The organism is Azospirillum griseum (genome assembly GCF_003966125.1).
Lineage (GTDB): Bacteria > Pseudomonadota > Alphaproteobacteria > Azospirillales > Azospirillaceae > Azospirillum > Azospirillum griseum.
The window spans coordinates 182201-197911 of the sequence record NZ_RXMA01000008.1 but is presented as its reverse complement, the minus strand read 5'-3'; the positions used below and the strand labels follow the sequence as shown (position 1 = coordinate 197911).

Genomic DNA, 15711 nt, shown 5'->3' with positions numbered 1-15711 from the left:
CACCGACTCAATCCGAGCCAGGCGAAAGCGGGCAGGTTGGTCCGACGAATACGCCAGAGCCATCCTCGGCCAAATGCGATAGCCCTGCAAAACCGGGGGCGGCCCGTTGCAAAGAGCGCCCGTCTGGGCTAAGACGGCGCCATTTACAAAAACGCCCCAGGGGAAGAGCCACAATGAAGCTCACGCGCCGCGTCAAAGACATCCTCTCCAACTACGAGAGCGACAATCCCGGCACCAAGGCGAACCTCGCCCGCATTCTGATGGAAGGCAAGCTCGGCGGCACCGGCAAGCTGGTGATCCTGCCGGTCGACCAGGGTTTCGAACATGGTCCGGCCCGCAGCTTCGCCCCGAACGAGCCGGGCTATGACCCGCACTACCACTACCAGCTCGCCATCGACGCGGGCTGCAACGCCTACGCCGCCCCGCTGGGGTCGCTGGAGGCCGGTGCGGCCACCTTCGCCGGGTCGATCCCGCTGATCCTCAAGATGAACAGCGCCAACAGCCTGTCCAACCAGAAGGGCAACGCCGACCAGGCCGTGACCGCTTCGGTGCAGGACGCGCTGCGCATCGGCGCGTCGGCCATCGGCTTCACCATCTACCCCGGCTCGGAAGCCATGTACGACCAGTACGAGGAATTCCGCGAGCTGTCGAAGGAGGCCAAGTCCTACGGTCTGGCCACCGTTCTGTGGTCCTACCCGCGCGGTGGCGACGTCACCAAGAACGGCGAGCTGGCGATGGACGTGATCGGCTACGCCGCCCACATGGCCGCCCTGCTGGGCGCGCACATCATCAAGGTGAAGCTGCCCTCGGCCCATCTGGAACAGGCGGAAGCCAAGAAGGTCTATGAGGCCAAGCAGATCGTCATCGACACCCAGGCCGACCGCGTGAAGCACATCATGCAGTGCGCCTTCAACGGCCGCCGCATCGTGGTCTTCTCCGGTGGCGCGACCAAGGGTGAGGACGCCGTGTTCGACGACGCCCGCGCCATCCGTGACGGCGGCGGCAACGGCTCGATCATCGGCCGCAACGCCTTCCAGCGCCCGCGCGACGAAGCGCTGAAGCTGCTCGACCGGATCATGAAGATCTACCAGGGCAAGGAGTAATCCTTGTCCAAGGGAAAGCCGTCCCAGGCGGAACCCGCCGCCTGCCGACTGTACCTCGTGACGCCGCCGGTCCTGGAACCGGCGGCTTTCGCGCCACGGCTGATCGAAGCCCTGGACGCGGGCGATGTCGCCTGCGTCCAGCTTCGTCTGAAGAATTGCTCCGACGACGACGTGCGTCGGGCCTGCGACGCCCTGCGCCCGATCGCGCAAGAGCGCGACGTCGCCTTCATCCTCAACGATTCGCCCCGTCTGGCCCGCGAGATGGGCTGTGACGGCGTGCATGTCGGCCAGACCGACACGCCGTACCGCGACGCGCGCAAGATCATGGGCAACGACGCCATCGTCGGCGTGACCTGCCACGACAGCCGCCACCTCGCCATGGTCGCCGGGGAGGAAGGGGCGGATTACGTCGCGTTCGGCGCGTTCTTCCCCACCGCCACCAAGATCGCCGAGCATCACGCCGAACCCGACCTGCTGCGCTGGTGGGCTGAGCTGATGGAGGTTCCCTGTGTGGCCATCGGCGGCATCACCGCCGCCAATTGCGCCCCGCTGGTCGCCGCCGGTGCCGATTTCCTGGCCGTGGTCAGCGCCGTGTGGGATCACCCGGGCGGACCTGGGGCCGGGGTCGCCGCCATGAACGCCGCCATCGCCGCCGCACCCACGGACTGGGTCGCCACCAAAACCGACGGAACCGACGCCGGTTGACGGCGGCGGCGCAGTGGAACGCTCATGGATTTTCTGACGCCCGAAACCCTGGGCCTGCTGTTCGCCGTCGGCCTGCTGGCGGGTTTTGTCGATTCCATCGCCGGTGGCGGCGGTCTTTTGGCGATTCCTGCCCTGCTGGCCGCCGGGCTGCCGCCCGCTGAAACGCTGGCGACCGGCAAGTTGCAATCGAGCTTTGGCTCGCTGTCGGCCACCATCAAATTCATCCAGCGCGGCGAAGTGAATCCACGCGCGATGTTGCCGATGATCGCCTGCACCTTCGTCGGCGCGGCGGCAGGGTCCACCGTCGTGCAACTCCTCAACCCCAGCTTCATGCGCGACGTCATACCGATCCTGCTGATCGGCATCGCTCTCTATCTGCTGCTGTCACCCAAGGCCGGAGAGTTGGACGCGCACCAGCGGATCGGCGAGCACGCCTTTGCCCTGTCCATCGGCACCGGCATCGGCTTTTACGATGGCTTCTTCGGTCCAGGGACCGGCACCTTCTTCGCCCTCGCCTTCGTGTCCCTGCTCGGCCACAATTTCCGCCGGGCGACCGCCCACACCAAGATCCTGAATCTCACCAGCAACCTCGCCGCCCTGCTGTTCTTCATCATCGGCGGTCACCTGGTGTGGATCGTCGGCATCCTGATGGGGATCGGCCAGTACATCGGCGCGCAGGTCGGGGCGCACATGGTCATCCGCAACGGGGCGCGAATCGTGCGCCCTATGCTTGTCACCGCCTCCATCGCCATCACCGTCAAGTTGGTGTGGTCGGACGAAAGCAACATACTGCGTGTGGCTTTTTCATCGCTCATCGGCCTGTTCGGCTGACCCGTCATCGGCTTTCCGCCGCATCTCAAACCCTCGCAACGAAACATCGTTGCGAGGGTTTTCTATTTTTTGAACAAATTGTCCAATCTTGCCACATTGCCCTGGTCAAGACCGGTGTTCGGCGCGACCCTTTGTACGTTCGATCAATCAAACTCCTGCGCCCTCTTTACCTATGCGTTAGTTTATGTATCATAGCGTCAACAACACAATTTGGGGAAGGAACGATGTCTCCGATGACGCTGAAAGCCCGCCTTTTGACCGCTGCCGCCACCATCGCCGTGGCCGCGCCGCTTGCCACCTCATCCGCTCTGGCCGCTGGCTTCGCGTTGAAGGAACAGAGCGTCTCCGGCCAGGGAACCGCCTACGCCGGCGTCACGGCGGGCGGCAACGGCGACGCCAGCGCCATGTTCTACAACCCGGCCACGATGGGGCTGATTTCCGGCAATCAGGTCGTTCAGACCGCCTCTGGCATCATGGTCAAGGCAAAGGTCGAAAACGCCCGCGCCACGCGGGCCACCCGCCTGGGTGGATCGTCGATCACCGGCAACGCGTCACCAGGGGACATCGGCCAGGATGCGATCGTGCCCGCCGGGTACTTCGTCTACTCGGTCAACGACGACCTGAAGCTCGGCCTGTCCGCCAACGGCCCCTGGGGCCTTGTCACCGATTATGGCAACAACTGGATTGGCCGGTATCACGGCATCCGGTCGGATCTGAAGACCTACAACTTCACCCCGTCGGTGTCCTACCGCATCAACCCCATGTTCACGATCGGCGGCGGCGTCCAGGTCCAATACGCCAAGGCCAAACTGTCGCAGGCCTCGGATTTCGGGGCGAGCCGACTTGGTCGGCCCGGCACGCTGGACGTCATCAGCGACGTGACCGGTGATGATTGGGGATGGGGGTACACGCTGGGTGCCTTGATCCAGCCGACAAAGGACACACGCATCGGATTGGCGTTCCGCTCCGCCGTCAAGCATTCGCTGACCGGCACCGTGTCCTTCACCGGTCTGCCCGCGTCTCTGGCCTCGGCGCTGCCGACCCAGGCGGCCAACGCCGAGTTGATCACGCCGGAAATCGCCTCCATCGGCCTGTACCACGAGATCAACGACCGCTGGGCGGTGATGGCGGACGCGCAATGGACCAACTGGTCGCGCTTCAAGGAGCTGCGGGTCAACGTCGCCAATTCGGCGCTGAACTCCGTGACCGAGGAAAAATGGAAGGACACCTGGTATTTCGCGCTGGGCACCTCCTACAAGATCACGGATGATTTGACCCTGCGCGGCGGCGTTGCTTTCGACAAGGGGTCCGTCGACATCGAAACCCGCACGCCGCGCATCCCCGAACAGAACCGTTACTGGCTGTCGGTGGGCGCTGGCTATCGCCTGACCGAGTCGCTGTATGTGGACGCCGCCTATTCGCACGTCTTCATCCCCAGCACCTCGATCCATCTGACCGACAATCTGACGGGGGCCGGGGCTGGCCGGGGCAACCTGTCGGCGGATTACAAGAGCGGCATCGACATCATCGGCGTGCAGGCCCGCTTGTCCTTCTGACAGGACAGGGTGATCACCTGAACGGCAAAACAAAGGCCCTCCCCGCCTGTGGCGCGGGGAGGGCCTTTGGTGTTCTGGCCGGTCGTTGTTCTGGCCGGTCGTGTCAGCCTGATCTCAACGGAAACCGAATTTCTGAACGATGGCGGTAAATTCTCCGCTGGCCCGCAATTCGGCCAAGCCCCTGGCGAAGTCCGCCGTCCGCTTCTCGTGCCCGGCCTTGTTCTTGGCAAAGCCGTTGAACATCGGGATTTTCGACACCGGCGGGTCCAGCCACACCACCGCGCCCTTGCTGTCCGGCATCTGTCCGGCGATCAGGTAATCGCTCAACCCCTTGTCGATCAAAGCGAGATCGATGCGCCCGGCCACCAGCTTCTTCAGGTTGGTCAGATCGTCGTTCGCCTCATCGGTGGTCAACCCCGCCTCGACGAAGCTGGTCGGGTTGGCATAACCACGCACCGTTCCCACCCGGTAGGGTTTCAACTCGCTGAGCGTCTTGTAGCTGATGTTGCGGTCCTTCAGCGCGACCAGACCAATCTCGTTGTCGATCAGCGGGTCGGAATAGGCGATGAACCGCTCCCGTTCAGCGGAATGCCAGACCCCAAGCAGACCATCATAGGTGCCCTTTTCCACCTCTGACACAGCGCGCGCCCAGGGCAAAAACTCGACCGTGACGTCGTAGCCAACCTTCTTGAAGGCCTCCGACGTGATGGCGGCAACCACCCCCTTGTCCGGGAGCGAGGCCGCATAATACGGTGGATACTCCGTCGTCACCAACGTGACTGTCTCCGCCGCCAACGCGGTGGACATCACACACCCCATGCCCAAAAAGACCGAAGCGACGGTGCGCATCATAGGCCAGCCTCCCTTGCCAAGCCGTTCCTTCCGCTGCGACGCAGCGTGGTGAACATCAGCCTGAGCGGGAACTGTTAAGCATCTGTTACCAAAGCGATAATCAATCTCTCTGCATCAACTCCTCAAACTCCCCGGACCCATTCCTCACACCGCCGCCACCGGCAGCCAGAGCACCTGTGCAATGTCCTCGGCCCCCGCGCACAGCATCGCCAAACGATCGAAGCCCAGCGCGATGCCGCTGCAATCGGGCAGGCCGTGCTCCAGCGCCGCGAGGAAATCCTCGTCCACTGGAAAACGCTCGCCGTACAGCCGCTCCTTCAAATCCATGTCGGCATCGAAGCGGGCGCGCTGGACCGCCGCGTCGGTCAGCTCGCCAAACGCGTTGGCCAACTCCAAACCGCAGGCGTACAGTTCGAACCGTTCGGCCAAGCGCGGGTTGTCGGGCTTGGGCCGCGACAGCGCCGCCATGCACAGCGGGTAATCGGTGAGCACGCAGGGAACACCCGCCCCCAGATGCGGCTCGATCCGTTCGAACAGGATGCGGAACACGATGTCCTCCCAACGGTCGCCCGCGTGGGGGATGATGCCGATCCGCGTCGCCTCAGCCGCCAGCGCCCCCGGGTCGGGATCGTGGCTGCCGTCGTAGGTCGCCATCAGGTCGACGCCCGCATACTCCTGGAAGGCGTCGGGAACCGTCAGGATGCGCCAGTCGGCGAAGGGATCGCACGCCAGGCCGCGAAAGGAAAAGCGCTCGCGCCCGGCAGCGTGCGCGGCGGCGCGCACCAAGTCGCGGCAATCGTCGATCAAACGGTGATAGCCCTCCCCGGCCCGGTACCATTCCAGCATGGAAAATTCCGGCGAATGGGTTCCCGACCGCTCGCCGTTGCGGTAGACGTGGGCCAACTGCCACAGACGCGGAAGCCCGGCCACCAGCAGCTTCTTCATGGCGAATTCCGGGCTGGTGTGCAGGTACAGCCGCCGCCGGTCGTCTGGATTCGGCCCCTGCAACTCGGTGGAGAAGGCCAACAGATGCGGTTCCATGCCCGGCGACACCTGCAAAGCCGGGGTGTCCACCTCGGCAAAATCCCGGTCCGCAAAGAATCCACGCACCGCCCCCAGAACCCGGCTCCGCGCCACCAGATGCGGGGCACGGCGGGCAAAGACATCGGGATGCCAGGACGGCGCGGACACGGGCAAGGACGGCATGGCGATCTTCCGATCTGGTCAGGACAGGAACGGGGGGCGCGGCATCAGAGCATCCACCCGCCCAAATCACAAGCAAAGGCGCGATCAAACGCTGGTCGGCGTTGCCTAAGACCCGGCAAGCTGCTAGGGTCCGCGCCGCCCGCTTTTCGGAAAATATGAGTATATCATGAAGGTCAATGCCAACCAGATGCGCGCCGGCCATGTGCTGGAGCACAACGGCAAGCTCTGGGTCATCACGAAAACCGCCATCGTCCAGCCCGGCAAGGGCGGTGCCTTCATCCAGTTGGAAATGAAGGACGTGCGCACCGGCACCAAGTCGATCGAACGGTTCCGCACCCAGGAGACGGTTGAGCGCGCCCGTTTGGACGAGCATGAAATGACCTTCCTGTACGCGGAAGGCGACAGCTACACCTTCATGGACAAGGAGAACTTCGAGCAGGTCGTGATTGATCGCGAGATCATCGGCGACCAGGCCGTGTTCCTCCAGGACGGCATGGAAGTGACCGTTCAGACCCATGAGGGCAGCCCCTTGGGCGTTGAGATTCCGGGCAAGGTCACGCTGACCATCGTTGAGGCCGATCCGGTGGTGAAGGGGCAGACCGCCTCCTCCTCCTACAAGCCGGCCAAGCTGGAAAACGGCGTGTCGGTGCTGGTTCCGCCGCACATCGACGCCGGGACCCGCATCGTCGTCGACACCGCGACCGGCGAATACGTCGAGCGCGCCAAGGACTGATCCCAGTTTTTTGGTCTGCCGTGATCCACCGGCTCTCGCCATCGGCGGGGGCCGGTGTATTCTTTTTCAGTTCCCGCACAGCATGGTATCCGCACGCTCATGGCCACCCGCTCCGCTCTCATCAACGTGATGGTCCGCGCCGCTGAAAAGGCGGCCAAAGGTCTGGTCCGCGACTTCGGCGAGGTTGAACACCTCCAGGTCTCGCGCAAGGGTCCGGCGGACTTCGTGTCCAACGCCGACCTGAAGGCCGAAAAGATTCTGCGGGAAGAGTTGCAGAAGGCCCGGCCCGAGTTCGGTTTCCTGATGGAAGAAAGCGGCGCGTCAAAGGGCAGCGACGCCACCGCCCGCTGGATCGTCGATCCGTTGGACGGAACCACCAATTTCCTGCACGGCCTGCCGCACTGGGCCATCTCCATCGCGCTGGAAAAGAGCGGGGAGATCGTTGCCGGTGTGGTGTATGAGCCGATCGGCGATCAGATTTTCTGGGCCGAGAAGGGCCAGGGGACCTTCGTCAACCACCAGCGCCTGCGCGTGTCCGAACGCCGCCGTCTGGAAGATTGCCTGCTGGCCACCGGCATCCCGTTCAAGGGCCGGGGCGATCACGCCGGTTTCCTGGGCGAAGCGGAAGCGGTGATGAAGGAGGTGGCGGGCATCCGCCGCTTTGGTTCGGCCGCGCTCGACCTCGCCTATGTCGCCGCCGGTCGGTTCGATGGCTATTGGGAACGCGGTTTGGCCCCGTGGGATTGCGCCGCCGGTGCCCTGATGGTGACGGAGGCCGGTGGCTTCGTCGGTGAAATCGGTGGCGGACGCAACCCGGTGTTCGGCGGGACCATTCTGGCCACCAACGCCCATCTTCAGGTTCCGCTGACCAAGCTGCTGAGCTCGGCCACGCCGCGCCCGCCGATCGTCAAGGCGTAAGGACCACCACCCGGTCGGGTCTTCTGATCGGGCCAAACCCGCCCCGGTGCCAAGAGCGTTGTCGCGCTGCGCCGCGATGCGCTATGGTTCCGGGGCTTTGTTTTTGGGAATCGGGGACGCATCGCCTTGGACCGTTGGGGACTGACCGTTCGCCTGAGCCGTTCCATCCCGACGGGTGTTCGCCGGGCCATGGCCCTGTGCGCCGTGGGTCTGGGCGCGTCGGGTCTGGTGGCGTTGTCGGCAACGCCCGCCCTGTCGGCGCAGGCCCAACCGGCCACCGTCAAGACCACCACCACCCCGCCGCCCGCCGCACCAAAACTGTCGCTGGAGAACGCCACACCGGCGGTGGTTCCGGGGCGGCCCAATCTGGGCACTCCGCCCAAGGTGATCGCCCCGCCACGCTTCGTGACCCCGGTTCCGTTTGATGCTCCGGCCCCGCCGGAGCTGGTGGAAGGCCCGGCCAAACCCGCGCCGCGCCCGGCCCAAACAGCAAAAACCGCGCCGACACCTGTCCCTGTGGCCCCCGCTGCCACTCCGGTGACGGCTCCGGTGCAAACCGCCGCCCTCCCCCCGGCCAGCCTCACGCCCGCACCGGCACCAACCGCCCCCGTCACCGCCGCGCCGATTCCCGCCAGTGCGCTGACCCTGGCCTTGTCTCTTGGCGCGACGAGCTTGCCCGATTCGGCGGATTCGCTGGTGGATGACATCCTGCGCCGATTGCGCGGCAGCGACACCGCCCGGCTGCAACTGCGCTCCTACGCCAGCGGCTCCGCTGAAACGGCGCGGGAGGCCCGGCAATTGTCGTTGGCCCGCGCCTTGAGCTTGCGTGAACGCCTGACCGCCTTCGGCGTTCGCAGCAGCCGCATCGACGTGCGCGCCCTGGGCATCGACACACAAGGTGGCGGCCCAGCCGACCGCATCGACATCGAATTTCTGAACGAGTGATCGTCACGCGTCCGACCGCGCCCGCGCGGCCCACGCACCGAGAGGCCCGATGACCGCCGCCGCCCCAAACCGGACCCCACAGCGGCCCCCCGAGCGACCACAGGAGGTCGCCACCGTCATGACCCGCCCCGAACGTTTCCTCACCCGGATGATCCTGTTCCTGGTGGTGGTGGTGGCGATTTGCGGCCTGCTGTTCCCCGCCCTGCACGCCGCCTTCATGAACAACGCGCCGCTGAACGGGGTGATCCTCGCCACGCTGCTGGCGGGCATCGCCTTTATTTTTCGGCAAGTGCTGATGCTGCGCCCGGAAGTGGCGTGGCTGGACCAGTATCAAAGCGGCACACCGCCGTCGGCGCTGGATGAACCGCTTTTGCTGGCCCCGATGGCGCGCATGCTGGGCGAACGTCGCGGGCGTCTGACCCTGTCGGCCCTGTCCATGCGCTCGCTGCTCGACGGCATCGCCTCGCGCCTGGACGAGTCGCGGGAGCTGTCACGCTACCTGATCGGGCTTTTGATCTTTTTGGGCCTGCTCGGCACCTTCTGGGGCCTGCTGCACACGGTGCAATCGGTCGGTGGCGTCATCGGCAGCCTGTCCATCACCGGCAACGATGTCGGCGCGATGTTCGGCAACCTGCAAAAGGGGCTGGAAGCGCCGTTGGTCGGCATGGGGACCGCCTTCAGCTCGTCCCTGTTCGGTCTGGCCGGTTCGCTGGTGTTGGGCTTTCTGGAGCTTCAGGCCAGCCAGGCGCACAACCGCTTTTTCCAGGATCTGGAGGATTGGCTGTCCAGCGCCACCCGCCTGTCCAGCGGGGCGGCCGGTGGGCTGGAGGTGGGGGAACAATCGGTTCCGGCCTATCTGCAAGCGCTGCTGGAACAGACGGCGGAGAATCTCGATTCCCTGCAACGCACCGTCGCCACCGCCGAAGAGGGCCGCCGCAGCGCCAACGCGAACCTGCTGGCGCTGACAGAGCGGATCTCCACCCTGACCGACCACATGCGGGCCGAACAGCAACTGTTGCTGCGCTTGGGCGAAAGCCAGCTCGACATGAAGGCGCTGTTGGAACGGGTGGCGGACTCGGCGATGGGCGGTCTGGACGACGCCTCGCGCCAGCATCTGCGCAACATGGACATCTATCTGGCCCGCATCGTCGAGGAATCCTCGGTGGGCCGGGTTCACGCCGTGCAGGAGATCCGCAGCGAAATCAAGCTGCTCGCCCGCACCATCGCGGCGCTGGCGGAAGAAGCTGACGCGCAACAGCGCTGATCCGGCCCACCCCGTCCATCACCCGCACCGGATTTCGAGGTTCCGCCATGGCCAGCATCAGCCGCCGCAACAGCCACCGGGACGCCAACGCGTGGCCCGGCTGGGTGGACGCGCTGTCGTCGCTGGTGATGGTGGTGATTTTCCTGCTGATGGTCTTCGTCGTCGCCCAATTCTATCTGGCGGCGACCCTGACCGGGCGGGATGAGCAACTGACCGCGCTGAACCGCAAGGTCGCCGAAATGAACGACCTGTTGGCGCTGGAGCGTGACGCCAACGCCGACCTGCGGGTGAACATCGCGCAATTGTCGATGGAGCTGCAATCCTCCGTCGTCCGCCGCGACGACATGACGCTCGCCATGGGCAAGCTGCAGGAGGACCGCGACCACGCCGCCCGCGCGCTGGAGGAGTTGCAGCGCAACGTCCGGGTCGACCGCGAAAGCTACGAGTTGAAGCTCAAGGAACTGGTCAGCCTGCAAAACGACCTGAAGGCGCTGCGCGAGGCGCGGGAAAAGCTGGAAGGCGACCTGGCCGCCGCCGCCCTGCTGATCCGCCAGGCCCGGGAGCAGCAGCAGGCGCAGGCGGTCGAACTGGCCAACGGGCGGGAGCAGACCAAGAGTCTGGAGGCCCAGGCCAAGAGCCTGGAAAGCCAACTAACCGCCGCGCTCGCCGCCGCCAAGCTGACCGACGCCCAACGCCAGGCCCTGACCACCGATCTGGAAAAGGCCGGGGAGCGCACCAAGGCGCTCGACGCCCGTCTGGTGGCCGCGCTGGCGGCGGCCAAGCTGGCCGAGGAGCAGAAACAGGCGCTCGCCACCGATCTCGCCACCGCGCGCGACCGCGCCAAGACGCTGGACAGCCAGCTGGCCGCCGCCCTCGCCGCTGCTGCGCTGTCGGACAGCCAACGCAAGGCGCTGGGAACGGAACTGGACGGCGCGCGCGACCGGGTGAAGAGCCTGGAGGGACAACTCAGCGCCAACGCCGCCGCCGCGAAGACGGAGGAGGAGCAGCGCCAAGCCCTGCTGGCCGAACTGGGCGCGTTGCGCGACCGCTCCAAGGCGCTGGACAGCCAATTGGCCAGCGCGGCGGAACGGACCATGCTGGCGCAAAAGGAGATCGACCAGCGCGACATCCGCATCAAGGATTTGGCCAACGCGCTGGCGGGCGAACAGGCCGAAGGCGGCAAGAGCCGCCAGCAGATCGAGGCGCTGAACCAACAGCTTCTGGCCTTGCGCGAGCAGTTGGCCCGTCTGGCCGTGGTTTTGGAGGCGTCCGAGAAGACCAGCGCCGAACAGCGGGTGCAGATCAGCGATCTCGGCTCCCGCCTCAACCAGGCCTTGGCGGCGAAGGTGCAGGATTTGGCGCGCTACCGCTCGGAGTTCTTCGGGCGCGTGCGCGAGGCGCTGGGCAACCGGCCCGACGTGCGGATCGTCGGCGACCGTTTCGTCTTCCAATCCGAACTGCTGTTCCCCTCCGGTTCGGCCAATCTGGAAGAGGGCGGCAAGCAGCGGCTGGCCGAACTGGCCCGCACCCTGATCGAGATCGGCAAGGCGATTCCGCCCGACATCCAATGGGTTTTGCGCGTCGATGGCCACACCGATGTGCGCCCGGTGCGGCAACAGTTCGGGACCAACTGGGAATTGTCGTCGGCCCGCGCCATCTCGGTGGTGAAATACCTGATCGACGTCGGCATTCCGCCGGAACGGCTCGCCGCCACCGGCTTTGGCGAGTTCCAGCCGCTCGACCCCGGGACCACGGACGAAGCCTTCGCCCGCAACCGTCGGATTGAAATCAAGCTTGATCAGCGCTGAGGCCAGCGACGAGACCAGCGTGGACGCTGGCGGGGATCACGGTTCCCGTCCGGCCACCACCGCGATCGCCACGCCCCGCGCCTGGGGCAGTTCGGCGCAGCGCCGGATCAGGCTTTCCCCGGCATACACCGCCCAACCGCTGCGGAACCCGTCCTCTTCATACTGAAGCTCGACCCGGCGTCCGCGATGCTCCACGGCGTAGGAATACGCGTCTTCTTTCGTCCATGTCGGTGTGTTGGACATGATGCCACCATGACCGGATGCTTCGCACACACAAGGATGTGCGGGATCTGGTTAATGATTGGTTATCCTGACAATCGGGACATCCACCAAACAGCATAGGACCGATGCTTTGGTAGCGCTCACCCCCAGGAAAACCCCGGTGGTGAACGGGAAAAGTCAGCGTCGCCACTCGCTGTCGAGGATGGCGTAGAGGACATGGTCGCGCCACGTCCCATCGATGCGCAGATAGCCGCGCGCGTAGCCTTCATGGGTGAAGCCGACCTTTTCCAACACGCCCCGGCTGGGCAGGTTGGTCGGCAAACAGGCCGCCTCGATCCGGTGCAGCCCCAAATGGCCGAAGGAAAAATCCAATACCAGCCGGACCCCGCCGGAGACATAGCCGCGCCGGGCGTAACGCTGCCCCACCCAATAGCCGAGCGTTCCCATCTGGGCCACGCCGCGCCGGATGTTGGTCAGGCCCAAGCCCCCCACCAGCGCGTCGGTCTCACGGTCAAAAATCAGAAAGCTGTAGCCCTCATCGTCGCGCCATTCCTGGGCCTGACGGCGCAGCCGACGGCCGAACGCGCTGCGGGTCAACGCGTCGGCGGGCCAGGTTGGTTCCCACGGGGTGAGGAAGGCGCGGGACGCGTCGCGCACCTCCGCCCACTCCCGCCAATCGCGCGGCAAGGGCGGGCGGATGTAGCAGCTTGGCCCGTCCAGCCGCATGGCGGGCGGGCTGATGAGGCCGCTGCCGAGAAGCCGGATCATAAAGCCCTGGTCCACGGCCGCGTCATCCCCCTCTCCCCCGATCAGGCCAAACGCGCGGCGATGCGGTCGTAGGATTCCAGCCGGTCGATCGGCCCCAACGCCGCGACCGTCGGACGGCTGGCGCGCAGGCGCTTGGCCGCCGCCACCACGGTGTCGCGATCCACCCCATCGATCTTGCGGACGATCTCGTCCACCGGAATCGGGCGGTCGTAGATCAGCAATTGCTGACCCAGTTGCTCGCAACGCGACATGGTGCTTTCCAGCGCCATCAGCGTCCCGGCCTTCAACTGGGCTCGGGCGCGGGCGACCTCGTCCTCGGTCACATCCTCGCCCACCTTGGCGAGTTCGTCGCAGATCACCGGAACCAGTTCGGCCACCTCATCCTCACCCGTTCCGGCGTAGACGCCGAACAGGCCGCCGTCGTGATAGCCGCCGGTGAAGGTGTAGATCGAATAGACCAGACCGCGCTTTTCCCGCACCTCCTGGAACAGGCGCGACGACATGCCCCCGCCCAGCAGGGTGGACAGCACCGAATGGGCGTAGAAATCCGGGTCGTGCACCCCCACCCCGTCAAAGCCGAGGACGAAGTGCATCTGTTCCAGATCGCGGGCCTCGCGGTAATCGCCGCCCTGATACTGCGCGGCCTCCGGCTTTGGCGGGGCGGTGCTGGACAGATGGCCGAACGCCTTGTCGGCCATCTCGACCAGCCGGTCATGCTCGATCCGTCCCGCCGCCGACAGCACCATGCCGGGCGCGCCGTAATGACCGGCGATGTAATCGACCAGCGCCTGACGCGGCAGCTCCGCGACGATCTCCGACGACCCCAGCACCGGGCGCCCCAGCGCCTGCCCCGGATAGGCGGTGGCCTGGAAATGGTCGAAGATGATGTCGTCGGGGGTGTCGGCGCTCTGGCCGATCTCCTGCAACACCACGGTGCGTTCACGCGCCAACTCGTCCGCGTCGAGCGTCGAATGCTGGATCATGTCGGCGAGAATGTCCAAGGCCAGCCCGGAATCCTCGTGCAGGACCTTGGCGTAATAGGCGGTCTGCTCGCGGGTGGTGTAGGCGTTCAGTTGCCCGCCGACATTCTCGATTTCCTCGGAAATGCGGAAGGCGGAGCGCCCCGGCGTCCCCTTGAACAGCATGTGTTCGACCAGATGCGCCACGCCGTTGACGCTGGCCGCCTCGTTGCGGGTTCCCACCCCGACCCAGCAGCCGAGCGAAACGGACTGCACGTCAGGCATGGTGTCGGTGGCGACGCGCAGCCCGTTGGGCAATGTCGTGACGCGAATGGAACTCATGCGGCCTCCTGGGCGGCGCGGGCGCGGGCGGCGACGAACGCCTGGACGGTGGCCAGATCGTTGGGCAGGTCGCTCAACCGCTCCTCACGCTCGTAAAGATCGGACAGACGCGGCGGCAGGGCCGGGCGGCGACCGCTGGCCTTTTCCACCGCGTCGGGGAATTTGGCGGGATGGGCAGTGGCGAGCACCACCATCGGCACCGACGGGTCAACCTCCGCCTTCGCTTTCGCCGCCTTGGCCGCCGCCACGCCCACCGCCGTGTGCGGATCGAGCAGATAGCCGCTGTTGGCCCAGGTGGTGGCGACGGTCTCCATCGTCCCGTCCTCGCCCACGCGGTGGCCGGCGAAGATGGAGAGCGCCTTGGCCAGTTGGGCGTCGGTGACGGCGAAGTTGCCCTCCGCACGGAAACGGTTCAACGCCGCCGTCACGGCGTCGCCGTCGCGGTCCAGCAGATCGAACAGCAGCCGTTCGAAGTTGGAGGAGATCTGAATGTCCATGCTGGGACTGAAGGTAGGCACAACCGGCGCGGCGGCCATGGTCCCGCTGGCAAAAAAACGCGCCAGAATGTCGTTGGAGTTCGATCCGACCACCAGCTTGTCGATCGGCAGCCCCATCGCCCGCGCGCCATAGGCGGCGTAGACGTTGCCGAAATTGCCGGTCGGCACGGTGAAGGCGATCTTGCGGTCGGGCGCGCCCAACGCGACGGCGGCGGTGAAGTAATAGACGATCTGGGCCATGATGCGCGCCCAGTTGATCGAATTGACCGCCGACAGCCCCATCGTGTCGCGGAAGGCGGTGTCGTTGAACATCCCCTTCACCAGATCCTGACAATCGTCAAAGGTGCCGTCCAACGCGATGTTGTGGACGTTCGACGACAGGACGCTGGTCATCTGGCGGCGCTGCACCTCCGACGTGCGGCCCTTCGGGTGCATGATGAAGATGTCGACGTTCTGGCGGTCGCGGCAGGCCTCGATGGCCGCCGACCCGGTGTCGCCGGAGGTCGCGCCAACGATGGTGACGCGCTCGCCCCGCTTGGCCAGCACATGATCGAACAGGCGGCCCAGCAGCTGCAGCGCCACATCCTTGAAGGCCAGCGTCGGGCCGTGGAACAGCTCCAGCACCCAGGTGGTTTGATCCAGTTGGATCAGCGGCGTCACCGCGCTGTGGTCGAAGCTGGCGTAGGCGTCGGTCACGATGGCGCGGAACGCGTCCTCGTCGATGGCCCCGCCCAGAAAGGGCAGCATGACCCGGACGGCGATTTCGCTGTAGGGCAGACCGCGCAGCGCGCGGATGTCGTCCGCCGAGAATTGCGGCCAGCTCTGCGGCACATACAGGCCACCGTCGCGGGCCAACCCGGCCAGAAGAACGTCTTCAAACCCAAGGACCGGGGCCGCGCCCCGCGTGCTGACGTACTGCACCGATTCCACTCCGTCCGATGAGGAAGGCATAGTTAGCGCTCCCCCTCCCCCGGCGCAAGCGGCGCGCGCGACGCCCCGTTC

The 15711-nt window shown here is 65.7% G+C and carries 15 protein-coding genes; 9 read left to right on the top strand and 6 right to left on the bottom strand.

Annotation, left to right across the window (positions count from 1 at the left end):
• Positions 1–173 precede the first annotated feature (173 nt).
• The 4 genes from EJ903_RS11220 to EJ903_RS11205 all read left to right on the top strand — a co-directional run bounded on the left by EJ903_RS11220 (position 174) and on the right by EJ903_RS11205 (position 4195).
• Complete coding sequence (locus EJ903_RS11220) at positions 174–1103, top strand: class I fructose-bisphosphate aldolase (RefSeq protein WP_126615140.1); 930 nt, start codon at positions 174–176, stop codon at positions 1101–1103.
• Between the two features lie 3 nt (positions 1104–1106).
• A complete protein-coding gene (gene thiE, locus EJ903_RS11215) occupies positions 1107–1808 on the top strand; it encodes a thiamine phosphate synthase (RefSeq protein ID WP_126615138.1) in 702 nt (233 codons plus the stop codon).
• Positions 1809–1832: 24 nt separating this feature from the next.
• Positions 1833–2639, top strand: a complete 807-nt coding sequence (locus tag EJ903_RS11210; RefSeq protein ID WP_126615137.1) for a TSUP family transporter — start codon at positions 1833–1835, stop codon at positions 2637–2639.
• Positions 2640–2872: 233 nt separating this feature from the next.
• Positions 2873–4195 carry an OmpP1/FadL family transporter gene (locus tag EJ903_RS11205; protein ID WP_246015458.1) on the top strand — a complete coding sequence of 441 codons (1323 nt, stop codon included), beginning with the start codon at positions 2873–2875 and terminating at the stop codon, positions 4193–4195.
• 114 nt (positions 4196–4309) lie between these two features.
• On the opposite strand, the gene EJ903_RS11200 is transcribed toward EJ903_RS11205, so the two are convergent.
• Positions 4310–5047 carry a substrate-binding periplasmic protein gene (locus tag EJ903_RS11200; protein WP_126615133.1) on the bottom strand — a complete coding sequence of 246 codons (738 nt, stop codon included), beginning with the start codon at positions 5045–5047 and terminating at the stop codon, positions 4310–4312.
• A gap of 144 nt (positions 5048–5191) precedes the next feature.
• The gene (gene epmA, locus EJ903_RS11195; protein WP_126615131.1) at positions 5192–6253 is read right to left on the bottom strand and encodes an EF-P lysine aminoacylase EpmA; all 1062 of its coding nucleotides are present in this window, start codon (positions 6251–6253) and stop codon (positions 5192–5194) included.
• 166 nt (positions 6254–6419) lie between these two features.
• Here epmA and efp point away from each other — a divergent pair, with 166 nt between their 5' ends.
• The 5 genes from efp (at position 6420) to EJ903_RS11170 (ending at position 11921) form a co-directional block, all read left to right on the top strand.
• Complete coding sequence (gene efp / locus EJ903_RS11190) at positions 6420–6986, top strand: elongation factor P (RefSeq protein ID WP_126615129.1); 567 nt, start codon at positions 6420–6422, stop codon at positions 6984–6986.
• A 99-nt stretch (positions 6987–7085) separates the two neighbouring features.
• A complete protein-coding gene (locus tag EJ903_RS11185; RefSeq protein WP_126615127.1) occupies positions 7086–7904 on the top strand; it encodes an inositol monophosphatase family protein in 819 nt (272 codons plus the stop codon).
• 126 nt (positions 7905–8030) lie between these two features.
• Positions 8031–8849, top strand: a complete 819-nt coding sequence (locus EJ903_RS11180) for an OmpA family protein (RefSeq protein WP_246015457.1) — start codon at positions 8031–8033, stop codon at positions 8847–8849.
• Positions 8850–8967: 118 nt separating this feature from the next.
• Complete coding sequence (locus tag EJ903_RS11175; protein ID WP_126615125.1) at positions 8968–10113, top strand: flagellar motor protein MotA; 1146 nt, start codon at positions 8968–8970, stop codon at positions 10111–10113.
• Between the two features lie 47 nt (positions 10114–10160).
• Positions 10161–11921, top strand: coding sequence for a peptidoglycan -binding protein (locus EJ903_RS11170; protein WP_246015456.1), 1761 nt, complete (start codon positions 10161–10163; stop codon positions 11919–11921).
• A 36-nt stretch (positions 11922–11957) separates the two neighbouring features.
• On the opposite strand, the gene EJ903_RS11165 is transcribed toward EJ903_RS11170, so the two are convergent.
• The 4 genes from EJ903_RS11165 to thrC all read right to left on the bottom strand — a co-directional run bounded on the left by EJ903_RS11165 (position 11958) and on the right by thrC (position 15630).
• Positions 11958–12164: a hypothetical protein gene (locus tag EJ903_RS11165; RefSeq protein ID WP_126615123.1), complete on the bottom strand. Its 207-nt coding sequence runs from the start codon at positions 12162–12164 to the stop codon at positions 11958–11960.
• A gap of 156 nt (positions 12165–12320) precedes the next feature.
• Positions 12321–12911 (bottom strand): GNAT family N-acetyltransferase, encoded by a 591-nt coding sequence (locus EJ903_RS11160; protein ID WP_126615165.1) that lies wholly within the window; start codon positions 12909–12911, stop codon positions 12321–12323.
• A gap of 41 nt (positions 12912–12952) precedes the next feature.
• Positions 12953–14212, bottom strand: coding sequence for a M16 family metallopeptidase (locus EJ903_RS11155; protein ID WP_126615121.1), 1260 nt, complete (start codon positions 14210–14212; stop codon positions 12953–12955).
• Entirely contained in the window at positions 14209–15630 is a 1422-nt protein-coding gene (gene thrC / locus EJ903_RS11150; RefSeq protein ID WP_126615119.1) for a threonine synthase, read from the bottom strand. Before thrC ends, EJ903_RS11155 begins: the two co-directional genes overlap by 4 nt.
• Positions 15631–15711: the final 81 nt, after the last annotated feature.

Coding starts and splice junctions, on each gene's coding strand:
- EJ903_RS11220 (WP_126615140.1), top strand. CDS start 174: ATGAAGCTCACGCGCCGCGTCAAAGACATCCTCTCCAACTACGAGAGC.
- EJ903_RS11210 (WP_126615137.1), top strand. CDS start 1,833: ATGGATTTTCTGACGCCCGAAACCCTGGGCCTGCTGTTCGCCGTCGGC.
- EJ903_RS11205 (WP_246015458.1), top strand. CDS start 2,873: ATGACGCTGAAAGCCCGCCTTTTGACCGCTGCCGCCACCATCGCCGTG.
- EJ903_RS11200 (WP_126615133.1), bottom strand. CDS start 5,047: ATGATGCGCACCGTCGCTTCGGTCTTTTTGGGCATGGGGTGTGTGATG.
- epmA (WP_126615131.1), bottom strand. CDS start 6,253: ATGCCGTCCTTGCCCGTGTCCGCGCCGTCCTGGCATCCCGATGTCTTT.
- efp (WP_126615129.1), top strand. CDS start 6,420: ATGAAGGTCAATGCCAACCAGATGCGCGCCGGCCATGTGCTGGAGCAC.
- EJ903_RS11185 (WP_126615127.1), top strand. CDS start 7,086: ATGGCCACCCGCTCCGCTCTCATCAACGTGATGGTCCGCGCCGCTGAA.
- EJ903_RS11175 (WP_126615125.1), top strand. CDS start 8,968: ATGACCCGCCCCGAACGTTTCCTCACCCGGATGATCCTGTTCCTGGTG.
- EJ903_RS11170 (WP_246015456.1), top strand. CDS start 10,161: ATGGCCAGCATCAGCCGCCGCAACAGCCACCGGGACGCCAACGCGTGG.
- EJ903_RS11165 (WP_126615123.1), bottom strand. CDS start 12,164: ATGTCCAACACACCGACATGGACGAAAGAAGACGCGTATTCCTACGCC.
- EJ903_RS11160 (WP_126615165.1), bottom strand. CDS start 12,911: ATGATCCGGCTTCTCGGCAGCGGCCTCATCAGCCCGCCCGCCATGCGG.
- EJ903_RS11155 (WP_126615121.1), bottom strand. CDS start 14,212: ATGAGTTCCATTCGCGTCACGACATTGCCCAACGGGCTGCGCGTCGCC.